17 protein-coding genes, 1 tRNA gene and 2 pseudogenes are annotated in these 17342 nt (G+C 50.1%); 10 read left to right on the top strand and 10 right to left on the bottom strand.

Annotation, left to right across the window (positions count from 1 at the left end; all coding sequences use genetic code 11):
* Nucleotides 1-15: 15 nt before the first annotated feature.
* Nucleotides 16-993 (bottom strand): cation diffusion facilitator family transporter, encoded by a 978-nt coding sequence (locus AC5JMP_RS20930; RefSeq protein ID WP_495853429.1) that lies wholly within the window; start codon nt 991-993, stop codon nt 16-18.
* 118 nt (nt 994-1111) lie between these two features.
* On the opposite strand from AC5JMP_RS20930, the gene AC5JMP_RS20925 reads away from it, so the two are divergent.
* Both AC5JMP_RS20925 and AC5JMP_RS20920 read left to right on the top strand, forming a co-directional pair.
* Nucleotides 1112-1444: a 2Fe-2S iron-sulfur cluster-binding protein gene (locus AC5JMP_RS20925; RefSeq protein WP_495853428.1), complete on the top strand. Its 333-nt coding sequence runs from the start codon at nt 1112-1114 to the stop codon at nt 1442-1444.
* A gap of 157 nt (nt 1445-1601) precedes the next feature.
* Nucleotides 1602-1675, top strand: a tRNA-Arg gene (locus tag AC5JMP_RS20920).
* A gap of 95 nt (nt 1676-1770) precedes the next feature.
* On the opposite strand, the gene AC5JMP_RS20915 is transcribed toward AC5JMP_RS20920, so the two are convergent.
* The 3 genes from AC5JMP_RS20915 to AC5JMP_RS20905 all read right to left on the bottom strand — a co-directional run bounded on the left by AC5JMP_RS20915 (nt 1771) and on the right by AC5JMP_RS20905 (nt 3306).
* Nucleotides 1771-1992: a hypothetical protein gene (locus AC5JMP_RS20915; RefSeq protein ID WP_495853427.1), complete on the bottom strand. Its 222-nt coding sequence runs from the start codon at nt 1990-1992 to the stop codon at nt 1771-1773.
* On the bottom strand, nt 1989-2177 hold the full coding sequence (gene rpsU / locus AC5JMP_RS20910) for a 30S ribosomal protein S21 (RefSeq protein ID WP_495853426.1): 189 nt from the start codon (nt 2175-2177) through the stop codon (nt 1989-1991). The genes AC5JMP_RS20915 and rpsU overlap by 4 nt, the downstream gene beginning before the upstream one ends.
* 280 nt (nt 2178-2457) lie before the next feature.
* Nucleotides 2458-3306: an acyl-CoA desaturase gene (locus AC5JMP_RS20905; protein ID WP_495853425.1), complete on the bottom strand. Its 849-nt coding sequence runs from the start codon at nt 3304-3306 to the stop codon at nt 2458-2460.
* Between the two features lie 233 nt (nt 3307-3539).
* On the opposite strand from AC5JMP_RS20905, the gene AC5JMP_RS20900 reads away from it, so the two are divergent.
* Together AC5JMP_RS20900 and AC5JMP_RS20895 are read left to right on the top strand one after the other, a co-directional pair.
* Entirely contained in the window at nt 3540-4751 is a 1212-nt protein-coding gene (locus AC5JMP_RS20900; RefSeq protein ID WP_495853424.1) for a TetR family transcriptional regulator, read from the top strand.
* Nucleotides 4752-4967: 216 nt separating this feature from the next.
* Nucleotides 4968-5939, top strand: coding sequence for an RNA polymerase sigma factor, RpoD/SigA family (locus tag AC5JMP_RS20895; protein ID WP_495853423.1), 972 nt, complete (start codon nt 4968-4970; stop codon nt 5937-5939).
* 24 nt (nt 5940-5963) lie between these two features.
* Here AC5JMP_RS20895 and AC5JMP_RS20890 read toward each other — a convergent pair whose 3' ends face one another.
* A complete protein-coding gene (locus AC5JMP_RS20890) occupies nt 5964-8438 on the bottom strand; it encodes a potassium channel family protein (RefSeq protein ID WP_495853422.1) in 2475 nt (824 codons plus the stop codon).
* A 224-nt stretch (nt 8439-8662) separates the two neighbouring features.
* On the opposite strand from AC5JMP_RS20890, the gene AC5JMP_RS20885 reads away from it, so the two are divergent.
* From AC5JMP_RS20885 to AC5JMP_RS20875, 3 genes are all read left to right on the top strand, one after another.
* Nucleotides 8663-11149: a glycosyltransferase family 4 protein gene (locus tag AC5JMP_RS20885; protein WP_495853421.1), complete on the top strand. Its 2487-nt coding sequence runs from the start codon at nt 8663-8665 to the stop codon at nt 11147-11149.
* A 212-nt stretch (nt 11150-11361) separates the two neighbouring features.
* Nucleotides 11362-12948: a glucose-6-phosphate isomerase gene (locus AC5JMP_RS20880; RefSeq protein WP_495853562.1), complete on the top strand. Its 1587-nt coding sequence runs from the start codon at nt 11362-11364 to the stop codon at nt 12946-12948.
* Nucleotides 12949-12969: 21 nt separating this feature from the next.
* Nucleotides 12970-13113, top strand: coding sequence for a hypothetical protein (locus AC5JMP_RS20875; RefSeq protein ID WP_495853420.1), 144 nt, complete (start codon nt 12970-12972; stop codon nt 13111-13113).
* A 57-nt stretch (nt 13114-13170) separates the two neighbouring features.
* Here the strand turns inward: AC5JMP_RS20875 and AC5JMP_RS20870 are convergent.
* Together AC5JMP_RS20870 and AC5JMP_RS20865 are read right to left on the bottom strand one after the other, a co-directional pair.
* Nucleotides 13171-13431, bottom strand: a pseudogene (locus tag AC5JMP_RS20870) (ParE family toxin-like protein).
* On the bottom strand, nt 13431-13631 hold the full coding sequence (locus AC5JMP_RS20865) for a hypothetical protein (RefSeq protein ID WP_495853419.1): 201 nt from the start codon (nt 13629-13631) through the stop codon (nt 13431-13433). The pseudogene AC5JMP_RS20870 and the gene AC5JMP_RS20865 overlap by 1 nt, the downstream one beginning before the upstream one ends.
* A 79-nt stretch (nt 13632-13710) precedes the next feature.
* Here AC5JMP_RS20865 and AC5JMP_RS20860 point away from each other — a divergent pair, with 79 nt between their 5' ends.
* Complete coding sequence (locus tag AC5JMP_RS20860; protein ID WP_495853418.1) at nt 13711-13839, top strand: hypothetical protein; 129 nt, start codon at nt 13711-13713, stop codon at nt 13837-13839.
* 207 nt (nt 13840-14046) lie between these two features.
* Here AC5JMP_RS20860 and AC5JMP_RS20855 read toward each other — a convergent pair whose 3' ends face one another.
* The 3 genes from AC5JMP_RS20855 to AC5JMP_RS20845 all read right to left on the bottom strand — a co-directional run bounded on the left by AC5JMP_RS20855 (nt 14047) and on the right by AC5JMP_RS20845 (nt 15090).
* Complete coding sequence (locus AC5JMP_RS20855; RefSeq protein ID WP_495853417.1) at nt 14047-14379, bottom strand: DUF5615 family PIN-like protein; 333 nt, start codon at nt 14377-14379, stop codon at nt 14047-14049.
* Entirely contained in the window at nt 14376-14600 is a 225-nt protein-coding gene (locus AC5JMP_RS20850) for a DUF433 domain-containing protein (protein ID WP_495853416.1), read from the bottom strand. The genes AC5JMP_RS20855 and AC5JMP_RS20850 overlap by 4 nt, the downstream gene beginning before the upstream one ends.
* 115 nt (nt 14601-14715) lie before the next feature.
* Nucleotides 14716-15090: a hypothetical protein gene (locus AC5JMP_RS20845; protein ID WP_495853415.1), complete on the bottom strand. Its 375-nt coding sequence runs from the start codon at nt 15088-15090 to the stop codon at nt 14716-14718.
* Nucleotides 15091-15356: 266 nt separating this feature from the next.
* Between AC5JMP_RS20845 and AC5JMP_RS20840 the strand changes: the two are divergent.
* Together AC5JMP_RS20840 and AC5JMP_RS20835 are read left to right on the top strand one after the other, a co-directional pair.
* Nucleotides 15357-16328, top strand: a pseudogene (locus tag AC5JMP_RS20840) (integron integrase).
* A gap of 382 nt (nt 16329-16710) precedes the next feature.
* Nucleotides 16711-16950 (top strand): hypothetical protein, encoded by a 240-nt coding sequence (locus AC5JMP_RS20835; protein ID WP_495853414.1) that lies wholly within the window; start codon nt 16711-16713, stop codon nt 16948-16950.
* Nucleotides 16951-17342: the final 392 nt, after the last annotated feature.

Here is a 17342-nt window from a genome sequence, read left to right as displayed (position 1 = left end):
AATGAGCCAGAGAGATCAGCCCAAGCTATCTCTATCTGGGGGAAGAGCTTCTGGTACAGAAACCCTAATTAGCTCAAGCTTAGGAGGAGAGGAAAGATTAATGGGTTCGGTAGGAGCCGTCATTTGCAGAAAAACATCCGCAATGCCGAAGGGTTGAAGCGATGCCTGAATGTTTTCGAGCAGCCGATCGCGCTTCAGCCCATCTTGAATTCCCACCGTCAAATGGGCTGATAGAGCTTCTTGACCTAGAGCGATCGTCCATACCCGTAGACGCTCGACAGAGACAACTCCTTCAAAACTCTGAAGATGCTGCTGAATCTGGGCTAAGTTTAAGTGAACTGGCGTTTTCTCTAGCAAAATGTGCAAGCTCTGACGAATGAGAGGCAAAGTGCCCAACCCCACCAATATCGCTACGCCCAGACTCATCGCTCCATCTGCCCAATTCCACTGAAATAGCCAAACGGCGATCGCCGCCAAGATTACTCCCACCGAGCTAACGGCATCGGCAACCATATGCAAAAATGCGCCCCGCAGATTCAAATCATGGTGGCTATGGCTGTGCAACAGCGAAGCGCTGAGGCTGTTGATCCCTAAACCCACGATCGCCGTCATCAGCATCGGCAGGCTGAGGATTTCTACAGGTGGGGATTGTAAGTAGGCGATCGCTTCCCAGGCAATCCAGACGGCAATCCCCATTAACCCGACGCCGTTCACTAAAGCCGCCAAAATTTCTATGCGCCGATAGCCAAATGTGGCTTGAGGGGTGGCAGGCAATCGCGCTACCCAGGTGGCAAATAGCGCCAGACCTAGCGCCAGCGTATCCGACAGCATATGCCCTGACTCAGCCAGCAGCGCCAAGCTATGACTCCACCAGCCAACCGCCAGCTCGACTAAGGCAAAACCGCCAATCAGACACAGCGCAATCCACAGCAGGCGGGCTTTTTCTGCGGCAGTCTGACTTGCCTCATAACTTGCCGCCTCATGACCTGTCACAGGATGTTGATTACAATCGGGCGAACAGCTTAAATGGTACATTGACGACAGCGCGAGAGGGTGAGTCAGCGGACACGAGAAGCAGTAGGAAAGAAACAGGACAAAAGCAGCAGCACGAATGGCAGTTTATCAGGTTCGCTTGGTGAATGTGGAATTGGGAATCGATCGGTCGATCGCCGTTCCAGATGATCAGTACATTATAGATATTGCTGAAGATGCAGGAATCCGTTTACCTGCCGGATGCCGACAGGGCGAATGCTCAGCTTGCATTGCCAAATTACTGGAGGGAGAAGTTGACCAAACTGAGCAAAAATTTCTGCGTCCTTTGGAAATCAGTCAGGGTTATACCATCACTTGCGTTGCCTATCCGCGATCGAACTGTACATTGCTGACTCACCAAGAGCAAACGCTGTATCAGTCTTCGCTGTATTACGTTCCCAAAGAAAAATAGCCGCCCAAAATTTAACCAAGCCCAAAATTTAACCAATGATCCGCCGATGAAGAGTAGTGAGCTTGGTACGGGTGCTATCATGTCTAGACTGCCGTTAGGTATCATAATTCTAGTGAGTATTAGTCACGAGGTGACTGGCACATATCTAGACAAACTTGGGGCTGTAGCTCAGCAGGATAGAGCGACCGCCTCCTAAGCGGTAGGTCGAGGGTTCGAATCCCGCCAGCCCCGTTTAAGCCCTGCAAAAGCAGGATAAAGTTTGAGCCAGAAGGTAGTTAAGCGAAAAAATAGGCGTTACCACAGCTCCGCTTGGCAACGCCTAAACCTTAGAGTGCTGCCTTCATGCGATAGGTCAGCACTGAAACTTTATCAACAGGGACGAAATAGATTTCGATCAAATTCCTAGACTGGAGCTGTAGCAAAATCTGAGATAGAGCAGGGTAGCTTTTGCCCGTCAAGTCAAAAAGCTCTCCCTGATTTTTATCGCCCTGCTGCAGCGCTTCCAAAATAATGTTTTCGGTAGACTTAGGATCTGGGGTGGAGTTCAAAAACGAGAACGCTTCCTCCGCTGCTTATGTCTTGCAAGAGCTTTACGCTTGCGCTTTTCAATCGGTGTTTCAAAGTGACGATGCTTCCGCATGTCAGGAAAAATCTCTGCTTTGGAAACCTCTCGCTTAAATCGACGTAATGCCGACTCAATTCCTTCGTTTTCGCCAGGAATGACTTGGGTCATTCGATCGCCTCACAAATAAAACAACCTGTGGCTAATGTCAAAAAAGTCTCTGACAGACAGAAGACCTTTGGCAAAAGCTCTAACTAAAAAGGGCAGACCTTTTGCCTACCCTCAAGATTACAAATCCGAAATCTTAGCTTCCGAATCGCTTAGAGCTGCATAAAGCCTTGGCTCTACAACTACGAGTAACCTTACCTAAGACACTAGCACAATTTCCAGCAAATGCCCTTAGTTACCCGTATGAGTTTCAAGCGCTAACTCGCCTGAGATCCGTCTGACTTCAGCTCTCCAGCGATTGCGGAGGCATTATTACTTTTTTGGCTAGACCAAGCGATCGCAGGGCTTGTATTGCCCACCAAGTCATATCAATTTCCCACCACTGCAAGCCTGCTTTTGCCACATTGGGATAGGCATGGTGATTGTTGTGCCAGCCCTCGCCGTAGGTGAGAATTGCCGCCCACCAGAGATTTCGCGCATTGTCATCAGAGGCAAAGGTGCGATATCCAGTAATATGGCTTGCAGAATTGATTAGCCAAGTGCTGTGCCATAGCAAAACCAGTCTCAAGAACATGCCATAGATCACAAACGACCAGCCGCCCACCAAAAATAGCCCTATTCCTAGAGGAACTTGCAGCAACAGAAAGTTGCGATTTAACCAGCGATAGAAAGGGTCGCGAGTCAGATCAGGCGCAAATTTCTTGTAGGATTCGTATTCAAAAAATTCGGCACGGGGATAAAACAGCCACAGCATGTGACTCCACCAAAATCCTCGACGGGCAGAGTAGGGATCTTTTTCGTTGTCTTCGGTGTGCATGTGGTGCAGCCGATGTCCGGCAACCCAGAAAATGGGGCCCCCTTGCAGCGCTAGAGCGCCCAATGTGGCGATCGCATATTCCAACAGCTTAGGCACCTGAAAACTTCGGTGAGTCAGCAGCCGATGGTATCCCAAGCAAATGCCGATACTGCCCAACAGCCAGTGGAGGAACAGCATCACGCCTAATGCCGACCAGGAGAAGAACCAGGGAGCCAGCAGAGCCAGGGCGTGGATTGTTCCAAAGAAAAAGACGTTTGTCCAGTCCAGAGGCATTTGCTGCCCTTGGGAAGCCGTTTTAATAGAATTGGGGGTCATGATTGGAGTTGTGGGTTGCGGGTTTTGAATTTTGAATTTTAGATTTTTGCAGAGGACGCTGTAAGGGACTGATTGAATTCGATAGCTGGTTCTATATAGTTTTGCTTTGGCTGTTTTGCTTTGGCTTTTGCTTTGGCTATTTGGCTATAGTGGATAAGAAGATGCAAGCGCTACTTACATTTATATCCTAGCAACCTCCCTTTGATTTTGCAAGTGTCACTTACATTTCTCCTATGTCTGACTCCCGCCATTCAACTCGGCAGCGCTTAATTGACGCAGCGCTTGAGTTATTTGCCGCTCAAGGCATCACTGAAACAACAACTCGGCAGATTGCAGAAGCGGCTGAAGTGAACGAGGTGACTTTGTTTCGTCACTTTGGCAACAAGCATGGTCTGCTGCTGGCAGTGATTAAAGAGGTAGCCGTTTTTATGAATCTAGGGCAGGCACTGGTTCAGCAAGCGGTATGTAGTAGCAGTCTTGACCAAGCACTGAGAGATTATGCGATCGCCGCTCTGCAAACCCTAGAGAAAGTACCTGAAGTGGTGCGATCGGTCATAGGTGAGGCGGGGCAATATCCCTTAGAAAATCGTCAGGCGTTGGGGCAAGGCTTGACTCAAGCCAATGGCTATGTTGCACAATATTTTGCGGCTGTGATTGACCGTGGGCAGCTTCAGGGTGAACAGACTCCCGTATCTGCCGCAAAGTTGGCAAGTTTATTAAATAGCCTGCTGTTGGGCTATGCCGTGATTGAGTTTACTAGCGAGTTTCACGAACTTTGGCGCGATCGAGATGATTTTTTGGAGCATCTGGTGAGGCTGTTTTTGCCAGGAGATATTTTGTCGGTGCCGTCAGCCGTTCAGCCTGCTCCCATCAATGATTTGCCTGCGACTCTGGTTCACACGATATTGCAACGCGCCAAAAAATCGGGATTACAGGATTACGCTCTGATTTATCTGCTGTTTGGTGCCGGACTCAGCCCTGGAGACTTGGTGCGGCTGGAGCGATCGCATCATATCAGCGATGCCCATCAGCAGATTGTACAAGTCCCCTATGACTCTTCTTCTCGTCAAGTTCCTATTAATCAATGGATTATGGGCAGGCGCTATGGCTCTTATCTCCGCAATCCTCTAACTCAGTGGCTCAAAAGCCGCAAAGATACCCAAGCCGCCCTGTTCCTCAATGCAGCCGGAACACCGCTTCTGGAAAGCGAGATAAGGCAGCGCTGGCAAGAGATAACGACAGAGCAGCGAACTCCCACTGGACATCTCCCCACGCCTGAGCAAGCTCAGCAAACTTGGTGTGTAGATATGTTGATGAGAGGTATAGAGCCAGACAGCCTGCTGATCTTGACGGGCTGGGATGCAGCTAAGCTACAGCCCTATATTCAGAGGGCAAAAGAAAAAACGGCGTTAGAACAGGCTATTCAGCTTGACCATAAGCCCTGAGCAGGGGGTAAGGGAGGGGCGATCGCTCAAACTCGATCGCTCAAACTCAATTTGTCCATCTTTTGCGCATCGTTCATAATAAAGATATCTGCATAGGCTCGTCTGGTAGACTGAAATAAATCTTCAAGCTTTTATCTAATTCCTGCGACGAGGCTAGAGGTCAAGGACAGAGTGACGCACTTGAATGGATAAATTCCAAAATCTATAGGTATCTCTTTGACTCCCATCCATCCTGCTCAGCCTAATTTCGGCACCGACACCATTCGGACTTATCTCTTAGAAATTGGTCGGATTCCTTTGCTCACCAAGGAACAGGAAGTTGTTTATGGTAAGCAAGTTCAGCAGATGATGGCTCTGTACCTCAACAAAGCAGTCTTAGCTGAGAGATTGGGTCACGAGCCAAGTCCTGAAGAGTGGGCGCAGCAAGCTGACGTTAACCTTAATGACTTAAATGCTGCTCTGGTGAAGGGGCAGCGAGCAAAGCACAAGATGATTGAGGCAAATTTGCGCCTGGTGGTTTCCGTTGCCAAAAAATATCAGCGGCGGGGCGTGGAGTTTCTCGATTTGATTCAGGAAGGAACTTTGGGCTTGGGGCGCGGCGTAGAAAAGTTTGACCCGATGCAGGGCTATAAGTTATCTACCTATGTGTACTGGTGGATTCGTCAGGCGATGTCACGGGCGATCGCTCAGCAGGGACGCACTATTCGTCTGCCTAGTCATGTCTATGAAAGATTGACCAAGATTAGGACGACGCAAAGGCAAATTTCTCATCAGTTGGGGCGAAATGCCACTCCGGCAGAAATTGCTGAGGCGCTGGAGTTAGAACCTGCCGAAGTGAGGAAGTTTTTACTGCTGGCTCGACAGCCGATTTCTCTAGATCTGCGAGTTGGGCAAAATCAGGACACGGAATTTGTGGATCTGCTGACGGACGATAAGCCTTCGCCAGAAGAGTATACAACAGGTGAGGCGCTTCGAGATGATGTGCAGCGGCTCTTGGCGGAGCTAACTCCTCGACAGCAGGAAGTTATGACCTTGCGCTTTGGCTTAAACAACAGTACGGCGCAGAGTTTGCAGGAGATTGGTGAGCATTTGGGGCTGAGTCGCGAACGGGTGCGCCAGATTGAGATGAAGGCTCTGGCTCAGTTACGTCGCCATCGAGAAAGGGTACGAGAGTATTTGGTGATTTAGTGTCTGGGGACGAGAGCAACCCCATCAAAGAGGCAATGGCACCAGTGAGACTTGAGGGAGCTGCCGCTGCAACTCTTCCACCAAGCGGTGAGCTTGGTAGTCATAGAGCAGCAGATCGATCGTCCCTGGCAAATTTTCGGTAAAGGCTCTAGCTCTGTCGAGGTCGCAGCCTGAAACACGGTGGAGGATATTGCTGCTCTCTTGTTCTGCTCCTTGGTTGAGAGGCTTCTGGGCTGCTAGTCGCCAGCGCTGCGGCGGTGAAGCTTCTTGATGCTCAATGCGACGTAGCCCGTTGATAGAGGCAAGCAGAATCAAGCGATCGCCCACCTGCAAACGGCGATCGTCGGGGGGCATCAGAGAATCAGTGGGATCACTCTCAACCTGATTGGTTTTGTGCTGACTGGCTCTCTGCTGGCTGGCTCTCTGTTGGCTGGCTCTCTGTTGGAAGATTGGCACTACGCCGTAGCCATAGGAAACCTGCGCTAAGAGCTGCCCGACTAAGGAATCTCCTTGAGCGATCGTGTATTCCGTCACCAGAATAGTTTGCTCATTCAAGCGAAATAGCCCTAAGATATTCTCGCCGAAAGCAGCTCCTGCAAATGCTTCTGCCGATAGTCCGTATGCCGCCAGCGCCTTGGCATCAGGGAGCAGATTACTCAAATTATCGCTGAAGCGCTGATCATAAGTTCGCACCACAAGCTGAACATCGCGGTTGATCTGCTGGGCTGCATCCCGTGCCATTAATGCCACTTCCAGGTTTAGCATCTGGTCTTCGGTCAACACAATTACGCTTTTGGCATTTGCCAGGTTGACTTTTGCTAATTCAGTCACCGGGTTGCCCACCAGCAGCGGAATTTGAGTTGGTGATACCGTTGGCTCCAGCGTCTCAGTGATGGCGACAACAGGCTGTCTAAATTCCTTCAGCAGAGCCGCGACGCGCTGCCCTACTCGTCCATAGCCGACCAAAACGACATGATTTTGCTTCGGCAGTCGCGGACGCTTACGCAGAAAATCAAACCGGGAGCTGAGCAGGCTATCGGTAATTAGTCCTAGCACACCCAAGACTGAGGCAAGGCTGGCGATCGTCACCACTAGGCAATAGAGCTGCACCAAAGGCGGTACTTGTAGCGCCGGATCGGAAAGTCCCCCAAAAATGTCGCCATAGCCTCCCAGCAGCAGAATCGCCGCCGTAGAAGCCGCCTTTCCCCAGCCAATCTGCGGCACCGTTGCCCAAAGCAATGTCATACTCGTCAGCCACAGCATCGTGGCAAACAGCACCCCGGCACCAATCACCTGACGCACCTGCTGAGCGTTGAGCCACTGCCAAATCTGGGTGACATTGCGACGCAGACTGCGCTGACTAGCCTCCTGAATTAGGACAAGCAGCTGCTGCCAAGGAGTCTCGATCGTCGAAATATCCGTAGGGGACGATCGCCCGGATTGCCCAACAACTTCGATGTAGGCGATCGTATCGCTGGGCTGAATTTGCGTATCCGTCTGCCACTGATAAAAGGCTCTGGAGGGAAGTTGACCCGATGCCGATTGATAGCTCAACAGCCGATAGCTTTTTTTATGCAGCGTTGAGGCATAAGCCCCCTCAAACCGATGGTCCTTGGGCTGCACCTGCTGCTCAACCACCTGAAGCCGAACGCCGCCAATATCGAAGTAGCCCAAAATTCCAGCTTGCAGACCTGCCAGGGCAAAGGAAGCAGCTGGAAGTTCTGTGGGATCAAAAGCCACAAAATCGCCGAGCTGCTGTTTGAGCAACTGGTTAAGGCTCTGCCGAGAAGAGCGGACAATCAGCCGGACATTGGGGTTCAGCCGCCGAGCCGCGATCGCCGCCTCAATATTGACGCTTTCATTGCTTGTGACCAACAGGATCGCACGACATTGCTCAATGCCAGCCTGTAACAGCACCTCATTGTTGCGGCAGTCGCCAATGACTGGCTCTTCGGTGAGCAGATTGAGAAGGTCAGTAACTTCCCACTCGTCTCGCATCTGTTTGTCGATCGCCGTAACGCGAATCTCAAACTCTCGCAAGGCAAATCGCTTGAGGTTAAGAACACAATATTGCCCCAGATCCCCCAGTCCGCAAACGATGAAGCGATCGATTTGAGGATCGGGCAAGCTGGGCGGTAAAGAATGGGCGATCGATCGCGGAGCAGCAGGCGGCAGGGCGGCAGATATGGCGGCAGATACAGCCTCAGATTGCCAGTTCACAGATTGACTCCAGACCGGGGTTGGCTCCCCCTCTCGATAGCCAAACACCCGCACAGTCTCGACAGATTCTATTTGCAAAACCTGCAAGTTTTCTTCCAAAAAGGCGATCGTCTGAAGCGGATCAACCTCAGTGGCAGAGAAGAATCGGAGGTTCAGCTGCTTACCCTGCCAATCGGCTTTCACCCCCGTTTCTGGATGGGCAAGCAGCCGATCTAAGAGGGCGGCGATCGCCTGAGGATCTCCATTTTTCGCAAGTTCAGCCAGGTTTGTGGGAGTCATGCCGTTCTGAAATGGATAAGCTGCACGAGCAGCTATGTGCGTGTATGCAAAGACAGCTATATGTAAAGACAACTATGCGAAAGATAGCTATGTGTAAAGACAGCTATGTGTAAAGACAGCTATGTGAAGGATGTGTAAAGAACGCGTGAAGCAGAGGGCATCTTGCCTGTCCCAAGGCTATGGTTGCTGACTGAGAGCATAATACTGTCTCTTGGAGTCCCCCCATGTCGGACAATGCATCGATACAGGATTCATCTCTGCGGATTTTATACGCTGCTGGCCCTGGCAATGTTATTGGAACCTATGAGTACTGGGCAAAAGGACAAGATGATCCTTCACAGGTTTCTGTCACTTACTCTAGCCAGTTCTATGATGTTTGCCGAAAATTAGGGGCAAAAGCTTACGTGATTTCGTCTTTTAGCGATCGATCGCGTTGGCAAGACGAACAGTTTATTTTAGAAAATCGCCCTAATTTTCTACAAAATACCTCTGGGATTTTATATCACCTAGGTCAAGTCATCTATGGGCTACGGCTGATTTTTTCGGCGATCGGCTTTCGGGCAAATGTGGCAGTCGTAGATACGGGTTCAACCTACTGGTTTATGCTGTCTATGCTGAGCGTGTTGGGCGTTCGGGTCATTCCCAGCCTGCACTGCACCCTATGGCGAAAGTATGAATCTCAGCGACGGGTTGAAAGTAAACTATTGCAGCTTAGCCGCAGATTTTTTGCTAAGGACTGTGCCGCAATTTTAGCCGTTTCGCAGGATATCAAGGGGCAGGTCGCGCAGATCACTCAGGGAAACTCTCGACCTGTCGTAGAATTCTTGCCAGCCTATCGATCGACTGAGTTTGCTAATGTGACAGAACCCAATTTGGAGCGATCGCCCTTCCGAGTTTTGTTTGCAGGTCGGATTGAGAGCAGCAAAGGGGTTTTTGACCTGCTGGCAATTGCTCAACGCTTTGCGGTCGAGGGACGGCAAGACATTATCTTTGAACTCTGCGGCGACGGGTCGGCTCTCAACGATTTGCGTGTGGCGGTGGCTCAAGCAGGATTACGAGACACTGTGATTTGCTACGGCTATTGTCAAAAACCTGAGATGCGGCAGCGCCTAGGTCAATCTCATGTGGTGATTGTTCCTACTCGAACCGAATTTGTGGAAGGCTTTAATCAGGTCGTTGCCGAAGGAATTTTGGCAGGTCGTCCGGTCGTCACTTCGTCCGTTTGTCCTGCGCTAGATTATGTGCAGGCGGCGGTCGTTGAAGTCCCTCCTAACGATGTCAAAGCCTACGGCGATGCCCTGTTGCAGCTCTGCGACGATCGCGACTTCTATGAGCAAAAACGCCGCAACTGCCTGAACCTCCAGGCACAGTTTTATGACCCGGCTCGGAGTTGGAGTGCGGCATTGGAATCTATTTTGATGGAGCGGCGATCGGGCAATGCCCCCTCCCTGCCGCAGCCTGCTTCTACAAAACGGTTCGTTATCGTTCAATATGCCGGAGACTATCGGCAGACGCTTCAGAACTTTCTGGCGGGTAAAGAGGAAACCTATTACGCCCAGCAATACTCCGTCGATTCTGTTGCCGATTTGGCAAAGCAGGCTGATGAGGTTGCCGTCATTTGCTGCCTGACCCCAGAATCCTATGACGAGATGCTGCCGAATGGGGTACGGGCGATCGGAGCAGGAGTTCAGGCAGGGCATCGAGCCATCAAGCCCCAAGCGATCATTAGCCTGATCGAAAAGCTGAATCCGACTCACCTAATTGTGCGAATGCCGATGGCTGAAATTTTTGCCTGGGCAATCCAGAACAAAGTGAAGACCATGGCGCTATTTGCCTCATCGATCGTTTCTACCCACTGGAAGACCCGGCTGAAGAATTATTGGCTCATCCGATCGCTCAATCATCCCCAAATTGAATGGGTGGGCAGCTACGGCATGGCTTCGGCGCAAAGGCTGAAACATCTGGGCGTGTTGCCTCGCAAGATTGTTCCCTGGGATTTTCTCCTAGAATTAACCCCCGGTGCCCTGCTGCCAAAATCCCTGCGATCGCAGCCAAACTGCTGGAAGCTGATCTATGTCGGGACGCTAATGGCAGAGAAAGGGGTAGGAGATTTGCTGAAGGCGATCGCCCACCTCAAAGCCAAGAAAATTCCGGTAGCGCTACAGATCGCTGGAGAAGATGGGACAGGAGAATTTGCTCGTCAAGCCAATTGCCTCAACATCGCGGATGCTGTCGAATTCTTGGGTGTGATTTCTACTCAAAGAGTTGAGCCACTGATGCGAGAGGCGGACTTAGTCGTAGTCCCCAGTCGCCATGTTTACCCCGAAGGATTTCCGCTGACCATTCATCACGCGCTGCGATCGCGCACGCCGATCGTGGCTTCAGATCATCCCATGTTCACGCACAATCTCCAGTCTGGCGTTAATGCTCTGCTGTTTCCTGCGGGTGATGCAATCGCTCTAGCCAGCTCTGTTGCTCAGCTTTTGGCAGATACTGCTTTGTATGAGCAAATTTCTGTGGCTTCCTATGAGACCTGGAGACAGCTGAGATTGCCTGTAAAGTGGGCAGATATGCTGGAGCGCTGGATGAGCGAAACTCCCGAAAATCATCAGTGGCTACTCAGCCATAGCCTCGACCCTGGCTGCACCGCCAATCTGAATGGCGGAACGAACTTAAAGAGCGGCTGCGATCGCCAGCCTCAAATTGCTTGACCCCTGCCCAAATTTGGGTAGCGCCTGAATTTATCAAGGCGAGATGATGTGCAGGATACCGTATCTTCCTAGACAGGTGTCGCAAAATTGGACAGGGGGTTTTATAGCGCCTGAATACACTGTGCTAAAACACCGTGCCAGCGCCTTGTATCGATACGCTGCGATTGTGAGAAACTCAATGATTAGTGAGAAACTCGATAGGTAAAGACTATATGGATGCCTCAATGCTCTGGCAACGCTATCAAGACTGGCTTTACTGTCACTCAGGACTGGGGCTATACCTGGACATTAGCCGAATGCGGTTTGATGATGCTTTTGTAGAGAGCCTGAAGCCTAAATTTGACAAAGCTTTTAAGGACATTGAGGCGCTAGAGGGAGGGGCGATCGCCAATCCTGATGAGAACCGCATGGTGGGTCACTATTGGCTGCGGGATGCCGATCTGGCTCCTACGCCAGAGCTGAAGCAGGATATTGTGGAAACGCTCGATCGCATCCGCACGTTTGCCGCCCAGGTTCACAGCGGCGAAATTCATCCCCCCAATGCCGTCAAGTTTACTGATGTTCTGTCGGTGGGCATCGGCGGCTCGGCGCTGGGGCCTGAATTTGTTGCCGATGCCCTGGCTCCGGCTCAGTCGCCCATGACCATTCATTTCTTGGATAATACCGATCCCACGGGCATGGATCGGATTTTTGCCAAACTTAAGGATCGGCTGGCTTCAACGCTGGTCGTGATCACATCCAAGTCGGGCGGCACCCCCGAAACCCGCAACGGCATGTTGGAGGTCAAGCATTTTTATGAGCAGAATGGGCTGAGCTTTGCGCAACATGCGATCGCTGTCACGGGCATCGGCAGCAGTTTCGAGAAGCTGGCGCACTCAGACGGCTGGCTCGGTACCTTCCCTATGCATGATTGGGTGGGCGGACGCACCTCCGAGCTTTCGGCAGTCGGTCTTTTGCCCGCAGCGCTTCAGGGCATTGATATTGATGCCATGCTGGCAGGCGCTAAAGAAATGGATGCTGTGACTCGCCTCCCTAATCTAAAGGGCAATCCAGCAGCGCTGATGGCGCTGGGCTGGTATTATTCGGGCAACGGCAAGGGCGAAAAAGACATGGTCGTCCTGCCCTACAAAGATAGTCTGCTGCTGTTTTCGCGCTATCTGCAACAGCTGGTGATGGAGTCTCTGGGCAAAGAGAATGACCTAGACGGCAACCCCGTCTATCAGGGCATTGCTGTCTATGGCAACAAAGGCTCAACCGACCAACATGCCTATGTGCAACAGCTGCGGGAAGGCGTACCCAATTTCTTTGTCACCTTTATTGAGGTGCTTGAAGATCGGCAGGGGGAATCGATCGAAGTGGAGCCAGGAGCAACCTCTGGCGATTTTCTATCAGGTCTGTTGCAGGGTACAAGACAGGCGCTTTACGAAAACCACCGCGACTCGATCACCATCACGATTCCAACAGTCAACCCTCGAATTGTGGGAGCCATGATCGCCCTATACGAGCGGACTGTCGGCATCTATGCCTCTCTGGTCAACATTAACGCTTACCACCAGCCCGGTGTTGAGTCGGGTAAGAAGGCGGCAGCCACTGTCCTGCAACTTCAACGCGATGTGGTGAAGGCATTGGAGGAGGTCGGTCAGCCGCTCTCTTTGGAAGATCTGGCAACAAAGGTAGGGGCACCGGATCAGATTGAGACGATCTACAGAATTGTCCGCCACCTTAATGCCAACCAGCGTAGCGTTACGGTGACGGGCGACTTAAGCCAGCCGGGAAGTTTGGCGATCGCCACCCGTTGATGTGTAGCAGGAGGCTTGGCAATGCCAAGCCCCTGCGCGATGCGGCACGAGGAAGCAAGATTGCGATCGCATTCTGTGTTGAGATCTTCCTTGTGCAATCCTGATCGCGCTGAGCAACTGCAAGATGTTGCATCAGCAGTTCAAGATTTGAGCCGATCGCGATAGCACCGCCGCTACTTCCACCGATCGCCTCCTAAGATCTGGGCAGTATGAGCAATCGCGCTATGCTTTACCGATTAACTTGTCGTATTCTGCGTGGGTTCCAATCCAAAACCACGAAATATCACCTTCTACCTCAATTCCTAGAGCGCGATAATCTAACCCTGCCCGAACTGACCAATACCTTTTACCGAGCTTCTTGAAGTGTAAAGATGGATGAGATGGCTCAGTTTTCAGAAGCTCGTAACACTGATCGGCTGTCTTTTGAACGCCTTGAGGTAGAGCGTCATAGCACTTCTAAAACCTTTGGGTTGTGTAGTGCATTAAATTTCTCGATAGCAACCCGCTTTGAAGTCAGCGATCGCTTCTTCTGCTAGAGCATCTAATTTTCCCTCTGTAATGTCTTGCTCTAGCTGTTCATCCCAACGCTGATAATCTACGTCAAAGAACCACTGTTTGAGTCGATGAAACTCATCTGACGGAAGAGTGAGAATAGCAGCTTCAATTTGCTCCAACGTTGACATAATCGTTCTTTTCTCTAATCTCAGGTCAATTATAGCTTTGTGGCTGGCGATCGCTGAAGTGCCTCTAGCGTCAAGCTAATTGGTTCAGACGATCGCGCCACCGTTACCTCAATCGATCGCCTCCCTGAATTTGGTCAGCCTATGGGGTGCGTTGCGATCGAGCAAACGCATCGTCAATGTTCGTATCGCTTCTATGCGTGAGGAATGACGTTAGAATTCTCATGAAAATAGTGCGTTTGCTAAGCCGCAACGCACCCTACGCAATCTGCACCCCAGCGGCAATCTTGAAATATCGCCCTCGCAAATAAGCTAGGCGTATAACGTTCCGCTTCACCCGCCGCAGATAGCCTCTCGAACTCAACCAACCAACTCAATACGGTCGGTGTGCAAGCGGATTGTTATGCGTTGCTCTACACTACATCAACACCAGAAGACTTTCCGTTTTGCCACTTTCAAATTGAATGATTGTGTCAAAATTATCTCTCAAAATTTGAATAATCGACGATGTTGGGCAATTGCCAATCCGAAGATAAATAAACTTAGGTGGATGCCCATAGAGTAAACTGCGCTGATGAAAGTCAGAGTCTTTGGAAACAATTACAAATTCGTTTATCTTTGCATATTCCCAGATTTCCGCATCATCCGTATTGATCAGTCCTAGCGTCTTGACATGCTCAGAGCCTGGATACAGATCGACAATCCTGTGGATAACTCGGTCGGATAGGTTCTCATCCAATAGCAGTTTCACAACAATGCCACAAATAACTTTTTCTCACGATCTGCTGCAAACGCAAGACAAGCTTTGATGTCTTCTGGAGTGAGTTCAGAAAAGTCTTCTAAGATTTCCGCTTCAGTCATGCCACCCGCCAAATATTCCAGGATGTCATACACTGTGATTCGCATTCCCCGAATACAAGGTTTGCCGCTGCGCTTTCCAGGTTCAATGGTGATGATCTGTTGGTAGTCCATAGAAATTGGCTCAGAGAGAATAGATGTTACCATTACATAGTAGATTTTCTACCACGGACAGAGGATACGGCTAGAGCCTATTTGCAATGCAACCGATACTCATGCTGCTGTAGGACTAAAACTCACTGTTAAAAATGAATCTTGCTTGATGAGGATACTTCAGCATAAAGTCTCGAATTGCCTTAATCATCCATATGTATCGTGCTTCTGTGCTCCCATCAGCTTCAAGAGTTTCAAGACAACTATTTAATCTTTCAATATCCTCGCGAGTTAGTATCAGCATATCCCCCTCTGCCCCTTGTCGAGTTGGAATATAGTTATAGCAGAGCTGAGCATAATCATCCTCACCATATTCATATTCGTAGCAAAGATATTCACCTATACCAAATTCCTCGTGGATTCTGTAAGCTTCACATGGTTGACTACCAGATAGGTACTGATAAACAGTCCTAGACTCTCCATCAACATCGCATTTGATAAATCTTGACATTATTTCTTCTTGTCAAAAACAACCTAGAACTCCTGATAACTGAAGCAGCATAACTATTGGTAGGCTGAAAGCTTCTGCCTAAGATCCCAATTTGGGTAGATAGGCAGAATAATTCAGCATAACGCCCAGATTTTACTGCTTATGCAGATTATTTCTGCATAATACACCGCTCAAGCTGAATAGCCAGAATCTTTCCGCATATTTTCAGATTCCTTACGGATGCGGGCAAATGTACTATTAAATACACAGTATATTTATTTATTTCTATGCAGTCACCTCCTAAGAAATTGCTGGATCAGGTGCGGGATACCATTCGTCTCAAGCACTATGCCTACCGCACAGAAGAAACCTATGTGCAGTGGATTCGCCGCTATATCCTGTTCCACAATAAGCGCCATCCCAAGGAGATGGGCAAGGCTGAAATTGAAGTCTTTCTCACCCATCTAGCCGTCGAGGGGCAGGTCGCGGCTTCGACCCAAAATCAAGCTCTCAGTGCCTTGCTGTTTCTCTATCGGGAAGTACTCAATCTGGAAATGTTGGGCATCGATGCCGTTCGCGCCAAACGACCTCAGTATGTGCCAACCGTGTTGACCAAACAGGAGGCGATCGCCGTGATCCAGCAGTGTGACGGCATTTACCAATTGGTCGTGAAGCTGCTTTACGGGAGCGGGCTTCGCTTGATTGAAGGTTTGCGCTTACGAGTTAAAGACATTGATTTGTTAAAGACATTGATTTTGCTCAACAGCAAATCATAGTCAGAGATGGTAAAGGGAGCAAGAGCCGTGTGACGATGCTGCCATCGATGGTCGCAGTGGAGTTGAGAGATCAGCGAGTGTAAAACGGCAGCATCAGCGGGACTTGAGCCGAGGGTTTGGAGCCGTGAATCTGCCGTATGCGATCGATCGCAAGTATCCTAATGCCAATCGTGAATGGATTTGGCAGTTTGTGTTTCCATCGAGTCAAATTGTCAAAGATCCGCGTAGTGATTTGATGTGTCGTCATCACTTGCATGAAAGCGGTGTCCAAAAAGCGGTCAAGCAGGCAGTTAGAGCCACACAAATTTCAAAGCAGGATGCCATACTTTTCGCCACAGTTTTGCCACACACTTGCTGGAAGCAGGCTACGACATTCGCACGATTCAAGAGCTTTTAGGTTACAAAGACGTGAAAACGACGATGATCTACACCTATGTCGTGAATCGTGGCGGAAAAGGGGTTCGCAGTCCGCTGGATGCGTAGGGGGTTTGACACAGCCGATCGCCCCCCAAATTCCCTATCCTCAGAACACAAACAAACTTGTGCAAAAAAGAGCTTGACGATCGCCCCTTCTTTCCTATATTGTCATCCGCTAAGGTTGCTTTCTCGTATTCCTGCGCCAGCAGCCTTAAGTCACCCAAAAACCTCTGGCGAGGTATGAAGTAGTGCCACCTACAACATACCTCTAACCTTACAGACCGTACAGGCAGTCCGTAGGGCTTAAGTTAGTGTAGCTTTCTGGTTACACTCCTTGGCGCTACTTGTTAATCGATCGTGAGTAGCCATGTTTTTGGGGTTCCTTCTCGTCTTACTTCTGTAAGCGAGATCTCTGCAAGCGAACCCAAAACAACAAGGAGTGATAGTTATGACCGGAGAATTCAATTTCTTCAACCATCCGGCGTTGCAGCCCGATGGTGAACCCAACCCAGAGCGAGAGCTAATTCGCGTGATTGTGTTCGGTTCACGGGATGCCGTGAGAGCCACGATTCACGAGTCACACGTCCGGGGATTTCGGACAATTGACACCTGGAGTCCGCTCTTGCCTACCCCTGATCCGCTCAAGGTGATGGCGATCAGCACCCACTATCGCCCGACTAACGGTTGAGGGAAGGCGATCGATTGAGTAGAAGTAGCAGAGGGGTGAACCGAATTGAGCATCAGCCCTCTGCTACTTACTCAATTCCTATAGCAAAGCTGATTTTGGGTTCTCGCCCATAGTTTTTGCTGAGGCAAAATCTAGTTTTACCTCAGCAAACGTTGATTTTGAGAACGCCGAACTTGATCTTGCGCCTTGGTGTACAAATTTTGCTCAAGCGAAATTTGATTGCATTGACACCAAATTTATGTAAGGCTGCACACAATCATAGGATGGTTCAGCGATAGGGTAAGCCGCTATCACTAAACCATCCTACATTGGGTGTCGCTTCATACTAGATTGGCGTGAGGTATAGCGCTACGCACATACGTTAGGACACTCTTTAAAGGCAGCATCAACGC

This window comes from Drouetiella sp. (genome assembly GCF_059504425.1).
Note: the sequence above shows the minus strand (reverse complement) of the source record. Positions and strands in the feature narration are given on the sequence as shown.

Coding starts and splice junctions, on each gene's coding strand:
- AC5JMP_RS20835 (WP_495853414.1), top strand. CDS start 16,711: ATGACCGGAGAATTCAATTTCTTCAACCATCCGGCGTTGCAGCCCGAT.
- AC5JMP_RS20850 (WP_495853416.1), bottom strand. CDS start 14,600: ATGGACTACCAACAGATCATCACCATTGAACCTGGAAAGCGCAGCGGC.
- AC5JMP_RS20900 (WP_495853424.1), top strand. CDS start 3,540: ATGTCTGACTCCCGCCATTCAACTCGGCAGCGCTTAATTGACGCAGCG.
- AC5JMP_RS20905 (WP_495853425.1), bottom strand. CDS start 3,306: ATGACCCCCAATTCTATTAAAACGGCTTCCCAAGGGCAGCAAATGCCT.
- AC5JMP_RS20890 (WP_495853422.1), bottom strand. CDS start 8,438: ATGACTCCCACAAACCTGGCTGAACTTGCGAAAAATGGAGATCCTCAG.
- AC5JMP_RS20885 (WP_495853421.1), top strand. CDS start 8,663: ATGTCGGACAATGCATCGATACAGGATTCATCTCTGCGGATTTTATAC.
- AC5JMP_RS20880 (WP_495853562.1), top strand. CDS start 11,362: ATGGATGCCTCAATGCTCTGGCAACGCTATCAAGACTGGCTTTACTGT.
- AC5JMP_RS20845 (WP_495853415.1), bottom strand. CDS start 15,090: ATGTCAAGATTTATCAAATGCGATGTTGATGGAGAGTCTAGGACTGTT.
- AC5JMP_RS20875 (WP_495853420.1), top strand. CDS start 12,970: ATGCCAAGCCCCTGCGCGATGCGGCACGAGGAAGCAAGATTGCGATCG.
- AC5JMP_RS20925 (WP_495853428.1), top strand. CDS start 1,112: ATGGCAGTTTATCAGGTTCGCTTGGTGAATGTGGAATTGGGAATCGAT.
- rpsU (WP_495853426.1), bottom strand. CDS start 2,177: ATGACCCAAGTCATTCCTGGCGAAAACGAAGGAATTGAGTCGGCATTA.
- AC5JMP_RS20865 (WP_495853419.1), bottom strand. CDS start 13,631: ATGTCAACGTTGGAGCAAATTGAAGCTGCTATTCTCACTCTTCCGTCA.